Source organism: Streptomyces odonnellii (assembly GCF_000981895.1).
Classification (GTDB): Bacteria; Actinomycetota; Actinomycetes; order Streptomycetales; family Streptomycetaceae; genus Streptomyces; species Streptomyces odonnellii.
In genome coordinates, this window is sequence record NZ_LATD01000402.1 from 1 (window position 1) to 8,564 (window position 8,564).

Genomic DNA, 8,564 nt, shown 5'->3' on the forward strand with positions numbered 1-8,564 from the left:
GGCGGGCGCGGGAGTGGCGGGCGCGGGCACCCAGTCGAGGCCGAACAGCGGACCCGGCGTGGGCTCGGCGGACTCGGCCGCCACCCCTGTCATGGAGGCCGGGCGCAGGGTCAGCGAGCGCACCGCGAGCACCGGCGCGCCCTCTTCGTCGACAGCGGCCAGTTCGACGGTGTCGGGGCCCGCCGGGGTGAGACGTACCCGGAGGGCCGTGGCAGCACCCGCGTACAGGGTCAGTCCGCGCCACTCGACCGGGACGGTTCCGGCGAGCGGACCGGCCGCCGCGCCGTCGGAGGTGCCAGTGGTCCCGGTCGTCCCCGTGTGGAGCAGTCCCGCCGCGTTGACGGCGGCGGTCAGCAGTGCCGGGTGCAGCGCGAACGTCCCCTGTGCGACGGCCTGTTCGTCCTCTTCGAGGGTGACTTCGGCAAAGACCTCGCCGTCCCGGAGCCAGGCGGCCCGCAGACCGACCGCGCCGTAATCCGCGTCCGCGTCCGGGTCCAGGTCCAGGTCCGAGGGCAGGTCCAGGGATACGGCCCCGGCCGGCGGCCAGGCCTCCGTGCCCAGCTCCGTACTCAGCTCGGTCTCCGGCGCCCGGTGTCCGGCGCTCAGCACCCCGGCCGCGTGCAGGGTCCACGGCTGGCCGGCACCGTCGGGGCGGGCGTGCACGGTCAGCGAACGGCGGCCGGTCCGGTCGGGGGCGGCCACCCGCACCTGCACCCGTACCGCGCCGTCGTCGGGCACGACGAGCCCGGTGGCGAGGGTCAGTTCCTCGACCGTGTCACAGCCGGTCTCGTCCCCGGCCCGTACGGCCAGTTCGGCGAAGGCGGCCTCGGGAAGCACCGCGCCTCCGGGCACCGGACGGCCCGTCAGCCAGGGATGGGTCCGCGTGGACAGGCGTCCGGTGAGCACCGCCTCGTCCGAGCCCGCCACGGTCATCGCCGCGCCCAGCAGCGGGTGCCGGGCCGATTCGAGGCCGAGGCCCGAGGCATCGCCCGGGGCCGCCGAGAGCGACGGCCAGTACCGCTCGCGCTGGAACGCGTACGTCGGCAGTTCCACCCGGCGGGTGGCGTTCCCCGCGAGGAGCGCCACCCGGCGGGTGGCGTTCCCCGCGAGGAGCGCGCTCCAGTCGGCCCGGGCGCCGTGGGCGTGCGCCTGGGCCAGCGCGGTGACCGCGGTCAGCTCCTCCGGCCGGTCCTTGCGCAGGACGGGCACCACGACCGCGCTGTCCGGGACGGACTCGCGGGCCATGGCGGAGAGCACACCGTCAGGGCCCAGCTCCAGGAAGACACCCACGCCCCGCTCGGCCAGGGTCCGTACACCGTCGGCGAACCGGACGGTCTCGCGGACATGCCGTACCCAGTACTCGGGCGAGCACAGCTCGTCCGCCGACGCGAGAGCACCGCTCACATTCGAGATCACCTGAATCGCGGGCTCCTCGTAGGTGAGCCCCTCGGCGATCGCACGGAACTCCGCCAGCATCGGGTCCATCAGCGGGGAGTGGAAGGCGTGGCTGACCGCGAGTCGGGAGGTCCTGCGTCCGTCGGCGGCGAGGAATCCGGCGATGTTCCCCACCTGCTCCTCGTCGCCCGAGAGCACCACCGAGCGCGGTCCGTTGACCGCGGCGATCGCCACGTCCTCGGACAGCAGGAGCCCGCTGACCTCGTCCTCGGCGGCCTGCACCGCGATCATGGCGCCGCCCCCGGGCAGCGCGTCCATCAGCCGGGCCCTGGCGGCGACCAGCCGGCAGGCGTCGGCGAGCGGGAACACCCCGGCCGCGTGGGCGGCGGCGATCTCACCGATCGAGTGGCCCGCCACGAAGTCCGGTGCGATTCCCCAGGACCGGACGAGCCGGAAGAGCGCCACCTCGATGGCGAAGAGGGCGGGCTGGGTGACGGCGGTCCGGTTCAGTGCCCCGGCGTCTTCTCCCCAGATCACCTCGCGCAGCGGGCGGTCCTGGCCGGCGGACTCGGCGTCGAGATGCGCCAGTACGGAGTCGAGGGCGTCTGCGAAGACCGGGAACCGGTCGTACAACTCCCGCCCCATGCCGAGCCGTTGGGAGCCCTGGCCGGAGAAGAGCACCGCCAGGGGCTGCCCGGCCGCCTCTCCCCTGGCGATCTCCGGCAAGCCCTGCCCGGTCGCCAGCAGCACCGCCCGGTGCTCGAACAGCGAGCGGCTCGTGGCCAGCGAGTGCCCGATGTCGGCCGGGGAGAGTCCGGGGTGTTCGGCCGCGAAGGACCGTAGCCGCTCGATCTGTCCGTCCAGCGCCGCTTCGCTCCTGGCGGAGACCGGCCAGGGCACCACGGCCGGGGCGGGAATCCCATGGGACGGGGCGGGAGTCCCATCCGCCGGGGCGGGAGTCCCATCCGCCGGGGCGATGCCCGCGGTTTCCGTCGGAGCCGGCGCTCCCGGGGCCTGCTCCCTCGGGGCCTGCTCCAGCACCACATGGGCGTTGGTGCCGCTGATCCCGAAGGACGACACACCCGCGCGCCTCGGGCGGCCGGCATCCGGCCACACGGTCTGCTCGGTGAGCAACTCCACCGCGCCGGTAGCCCAGTTCACCCGGGTCGAGGGCTCGGTCACATGAAGGGTCTTCGGCAGTTCGCCGTGCCGGAGCGCGAGGATCATCTTCATCACACCCGCGACCCCGGCCGCCGCCTGGGTGTGGCCGAGGTTGGACTTCACCGAGCCGAGCAGCAGCGGACGCTCCGGGTCACGGTCGCGTCCGTACGTGGCAAGCAGTGCTTGCGCCTCGATCGGATCGCCCAGCGTCGTACCGGTACCGTGCGCCTCCACCGCGTCCACATCCGCCGGCGACAACCCACCACTGGCCAGCGCCTGCCGGATCACCCGCTGCTGCGAAGGACCATTCGGCGCCGTCAGACCATTGGAAGCACCATCCTGGTTGACCGCACTGCCCCGCACGACAGCCAGCACCTCGTGGCCGTTGCGCCGCGCGTCCGACAGCCGCTCGACGACGACCACTCCGACGCCCTCCGACCAGCCGGTGCCGTCGGCCGAGTCGGAGAAGGCCTTGCAGTGCCCGTCGGGCGCGAGGCCGCCCTGCCGGGTGAATCCGGCGAAGCTCGTCGCGGTGGACATCACGGTGACGCCGCCGACCAGTGCCATCGAGCACTCGCCGCCGCGCAGCGCCTGGGCGGCCCAGTGCAGGGCGACCAGCGAGGAGGAGCAGGCGGTGTCCACGGTGACGGCCGGGCCCTCGAAGCCGAAGGCGTAGGACAGCCGACCGGAGATGACACTGGCCGCGAGTCCTGTGCCCGCGTGGCCCTCCACGTCCTCGTTCGCCCGGAGGACGAGATGGGCGTAGTCCTGGCCGTTGGTGCCGACGAAGACTCCCGTACGGCTGCCGCGCAACGATGCCGGGTCGGTGCCGGTACGCTCGACCGCCTCCCAGCTCACCTCCAGCAGCAGCCGCTGCTGCGGGTCCATGGCGAGCGCCTCGCGCGGCGAGATCCCGAAGAAGCCCGGATCGAACTCCGCCGCCTCGTACAGGAATCCGCCCACCCGGGTGGCGCTGTGGCCCTGGCCGTCGCCCGCCAGGACATCGAGGTCCCAGCCGCGGTCGGTGGGGAACGCGTCGATGCCGTCGCGGCCTTCGGCGAGCAGCCGCCAGAGGTCCTCCGGCGAGCGCACCCCGCCCGGGAAGCGGCAGGCCATACCGACGACGACGATCGGGTCGTCGTCGGCCGACCGGGTGTCCGCCCGGTCGAGCGCGGCACCGGCGAGGGCGTCCTCACCGAGCAGTTCGGCGAGCAGATGGTCGGCGAGGGCGCCCGGGGTGGGGTAGTCGAAGACCAGGCTGGCGGGGAGCGTCAGTCCTGTCGCGCCGGTGAGCCGGTTGCTCAGCTCCACGGCGGTCAGCGAGTCGAAGCCGAGGTCCCGGAAGGCCTTGTCGCCCTTGATCGCCTCGGCTCCGGTGTGTCCGAGGACCGCGGCGCAGTGGGTACGGACGATGTCCAGCAGCACCGCGGCGCGCTCGTCCCCCGAGGCGTCGGGGGCCGCGAGGAGGCGCTCCCGCAGCCCTGAAGCCGCTGTTCCGGTCTCCTGCCGGGTCTTCTGAAGCTCCGTCAGCGCACTGCGGGCTGCGGGCAGTTCGGCCAGGAGCGGGCTGGGACGCAGGCTCAGCAGGGCGGTGAGCAGTTCGGGGCGCCCGAGGTCGGCGAGGACGACGGTCGGCTCGGGCTCGGCCACCACCCGGAACAGCGCGGAGACCGCCAGTTCGGGATCGAGCGCGCCGGACGCCCGCCTGCGGTCGTGGGCCTGGCCGCCGGTGGTACGGGCATGCTCCACGCCGCCCGCCATGCCCGCGCCGTCCCACGCGCCCCAGGCGATCGAGGTGGCCGGGAGCCCGAGCGCCGCGCGCCGTTCGGCCAGCGCGTCGAGCACCGCGTTCGCCGCCGCGTAGTTGGCCTGGCCGGGGTTGCCGACCGAGCCGGCCACCGAGGAGAACAGCACAAAGGCCGACAGTCCTAGATCGCGGGTCAGTTCGTCGAGGAGCAGGGCGGAGGCGACCTTCGCGCGGAAGACCGTCTCGAACCGCTCGGCGGTCAGCCCGGCCAGCACGCCGTCGTCCAGCACGCCCGCCGTGTGCACCACTCCGGTCAGCGGGCAGTCCGCGGGAATGGCCTTCAGTACCCGCTCCAGCTCGCCCCGGTCGGCGGCGTCGCAGGCGGCGACGGTGACCTGCGCGCCGAGGCCGGTCAGCTCCGCGAGCAGTTCGGGCGCGCCGGGCGCCGCCAGACCGCGCCGGCTCAGCAGGACGAGGTGCCGGGTGCCCTCGCCGGCCAGCCGGCGGGCGACGCGCGCGCCGAGCGCGCCGGTGCCGCCGGTGATCAGGACGGTGCCGGACGGCTCCCAGCGAGCTTCGGTGTCGGCCGCCGTGTCGGGGGCGGGCAGCATCCGCCGGCCAAAGACGCCGGAGGCGCGGATCGCGAGCTGGTCCTCGCCGGCGGTGCCGGTGAGTACGGCCACGAACCGGCGTACGGCGTGCTCGTCCAGTTCTTCGGGGAGGTCGACGAGCCCGCCCCACTGGCGCGGATGCTCCAGCGCGGCGACCCGTCCGAGACCCCAGACGGCGGCCTGCGCGGGTACGGGCGGCGGGCCGGAGGGCACGGGTGCGACCGCGCTACGGGTGACGGCCCAGAGCGGGGCGTTCACGCCTGCGTCCGTGAGGGCCTGGACGAGGGCAGCGGTGGCGACCAGTCCGGCGGGCACACCGGCCGTACTGGACGACTCGTCCAGGGCGAGCAGGGACACCACACCGTCGAAGGTTTCGGTCTCCGCAGCCGCGGCGGAGAGCCGCTCGCGCAGAACGACGGGGTCGGCGCCGTCGATGTCCACCCGTACCGCTGCGGTGCCGAGTGCGCTGGTCAGCGTGTCCGCCCAGGCGTCGGCGGCTCCGGCCGCCGGGGCGAGGACCAGCCAGGTGCCGGGCAGGGCGCCCGGGGAGGCGGTGAGGGCCAGCGGCTGCCAGGACTCCCGGAAGCGCCACGCGTCCACCGTCGAGCGGAACCTGCGCCGGGTACGCCACGACGACAGAGCGGGCAGTACTGCACCGAGCGAACCGCCGTCCACGTCGAGCCGGGACGCCAGGGATTCCAGGTCCTCCCGCTCGACGGCCGCCCAGAACTCCGCGTCGACCGGGTCCGTACCGGCCGCGGTCTCCGCCGCCACGGCCACCTCCGGCCAGAAGCGCTCGCGCTGGAAGGCGTATGTCGGCAGATCCACGCGCCGGGCGCCGGTGCCCGCGAAGAACGCCGGCCAGTCCACGGCGGCTCCGGCCACATGGAGCCGGGCCAGCGCGGTGATCAGCGTGGTCTCCTCGCCGCGGTCCTTGCGGAGCGCGGGGACCACTACGGCATCGGCGGGCAGGGACTCCCGGGCCGGCGCGGACAGCACCGCGTCGGGGCCCAGCTCCAGGAACACGGTGACGCCCTGGTCGGCGAGGGTACGGATACCGTCCGCGAACCGGACCGCCTCGCGGACATGCCGTACCCAGTAGTCGGGCGAGCACAGCTCCTCGGCGGAAGCGAGAGCACCGCTCACATTCGAGATCACCGGGATGGCAGGCTCCTGGAACGCCAGGGTCTCCGCCACCGTGCGGAACTCGTCGAGCATCGGGTCCATCAGCGGCGAGTGGAAGGCATGCGATACCCGCAGACGCGTGGTCCTGCGACCGAGTGCCTCCAGTTGGGCGGCGGCCTCCAGCACCGCGTCCTCGGCGCCCGAAAGCACCACGGAGGAGGGGCCGTTCACAGCCGCGACGGACACACGGCCGGAGAGGTACGGGACGACCTCCTCCTCCGTCGCCTGGACCGCGACCATCGCGCCACCGCCCGGCAGCGCCTGCATCAGCGACGCCCGCGCCGCCACCAGACGGCAGGCGTCCGCCAGCGGGAACACCCCGGCCACATGGGCGGCGGCGATCTCACCGATCGAATGCCCGACCACGAAATCGGGCCGCACACCCCACGACTCCACCAACCGGAACAACGCCACCTCGATCGCGAACAACGCGGGCTGAGCCAGCCCCGTACCGTCCAGCGCCCCGGCGTCCTCACCCCAGATCACCTCGCGTACCGGACGCTTCAACTCCCCGTCCAGCAGCGCCAGTACGGAGTCCAGCGCCTCCGCGAACACCGGGAACCGCCCGTACAACTCCCGGCCCATACCCAGCCGCTGCGAGCCCTGCCCCGAGAACAGCACCGCCGTCGACCGCTCGGTGGCGAGGCCCCGGGCGAGATCCGAGACGCCGTCGTCCGTCGCCAGCAGCACCGCCCGGTGCTCGAACAGCGACCGGCCCGTGGCCAGCGAGAAACCGATGTCCACCGGCAGCGCGGGCGCATGCCCGCTGCCGTGCCCGCTCCCACGCCCGCTCCCGTGTCCGGCGAATTCCCTGATGCGGGCGAGCTGGCCGTCCAGCGCCGCTTCGCTCTTGGCCGACACGAGCCAGGGCACCGCGCCCGATGCCCCGTCCCGCACGGCCGTGGCCGCACCGGAACCGCTCTCCACCGGGTCCGCCCGCTCTAGGACCACATGGGCGTTGGTGCCGCTGATGCCGAAGGACGAGACTCCGGCGCGCCGGGCGCGGCCGGTCTCCGGCCAGGCGGTCGTGTCGGCCAGCAGCTCGACCGCGCCGGCCGACCAGTCGACATGGGTGGACGGCTCGGTGAGGTGGAGCGTACGCGGCAGGGTGCCGTGGCGGAGCGCCATCACCATCTTGACCAGCCCCGCGGCGCCGGCGGCGGCCTGGGTGTGGCCGATGTTGGACTTCACCGAGCCCAGCAGCAGCGGCCGGTCCGCGTCGCGGTCCTGGCCGTACGTGGCGAGCAGCGCCTGCGCCTCGATCGGGTCGCCGAGGGGGGTGCCGGTGCCGTGCGCCTCGACCGCGTCCACCTCCGTGGGCGAGAGGCCGGCGTTGGCCAGGGCCTGCCGGATGACCCGCTGCTGAGCGGGGCCGTTGGGTGCCGTGAGACCGTTGGAGGCGCCGTCCTGGTTGACGGCGCTGCCCCGTACCACCGCCAGGACCTGGTGCCCGTTGCGCCGGGCGTCCGACAGCCGCTCCAGCACCAGCATCGCCGCGCCCTCCGACCAGCCGGTGCCGTCGGCCGAGTCGGAGAACGCCTTGCACCGGCCGTCGCCCGCCAGTCCGCCCATCCGGGAGAAGCCCGCGAAGTTCGCCGAGGTCGTCATCACGGTCACCCCGCCCGCGAGTGCGAGCGAGCACTCGCCGCCGCGCAGCGCCTGGGAGGCGAGATGGAGGGATACGAGGGACGAGGAGCAGGCGGTGTCGACGGACATCGCCGGACCTTCGAGGCCGAGCGCGTAGGCGAGCCGTCCTGAGACCACGCTGACCGCGAGGCCGGTCGTCGCGTGGCCCGCCATGTCGTCCTTGGAACGCATGACCAGTCCGGCGTAGTCCTGCCCGCTGACTCCGACGAAGACCCCGGTGCGGCTGCCGCGCAGGGTCGCCGGGTCGATTCCGGCGCGTTCGGCCGCCTCCCAGGAGACTTCGAGGAGGACGCGCTGCTGCGGGTCCATCGCGAGAGCCTCACGCGGGGAGATCCCGAAGAAGTCCGCGTCGAAGTCGGCGACGTCCCGCAGGAATCCGCCCTGTCCCTCGACGGCGCCGATGGACGGGTCGGCCTGCCAGCCTCGGTCGGCGGGGAAGCCGGTGATGGCGTCCTCGCCGGAGAGGACCAGCTCCCAGAGGCCTTCCGGGGACTCGACCCCGCCGGGGAAGCGGCAGCTCATGCCGACGATCGCGATGGGATCGCCGGTGGTGGTGGAGTCGTCGGCCGACTCGCGTGCGGTGACGGCGGCCTCGATGTCGTCCGCGCCCACCAGTTCGTCGAGCAGGAACGCGGCGAGACGGGCGGGGGTGGGGTAGTCGAAGATCAGGGTGGCGGGCAGGGTCAGACCGGTGGCCGACGAGAGCCGGTTGCGCAGTTCGACGGACGTCAGCGAGTCGAAGCCGAGCTGCCGGAACTCCCGCTCCACGGCGATGGCCTCGGGCGAGGAGTGCGCGAGGACCACGGCGGCCTCGGTAC

General features: G+C 73.9%; 1 protein-coding gene. It reads right to left on the reverse strand.

Translation table 11 applies throughout. The annotated features are described in order from the left end of the window. The coding region (locus WH07_RS31100; protein WP_046507470.1) for a type I polyketide synthase at positions 1 to 8,564 on the reverse strand (8,564 nt) is incomplete at both ends.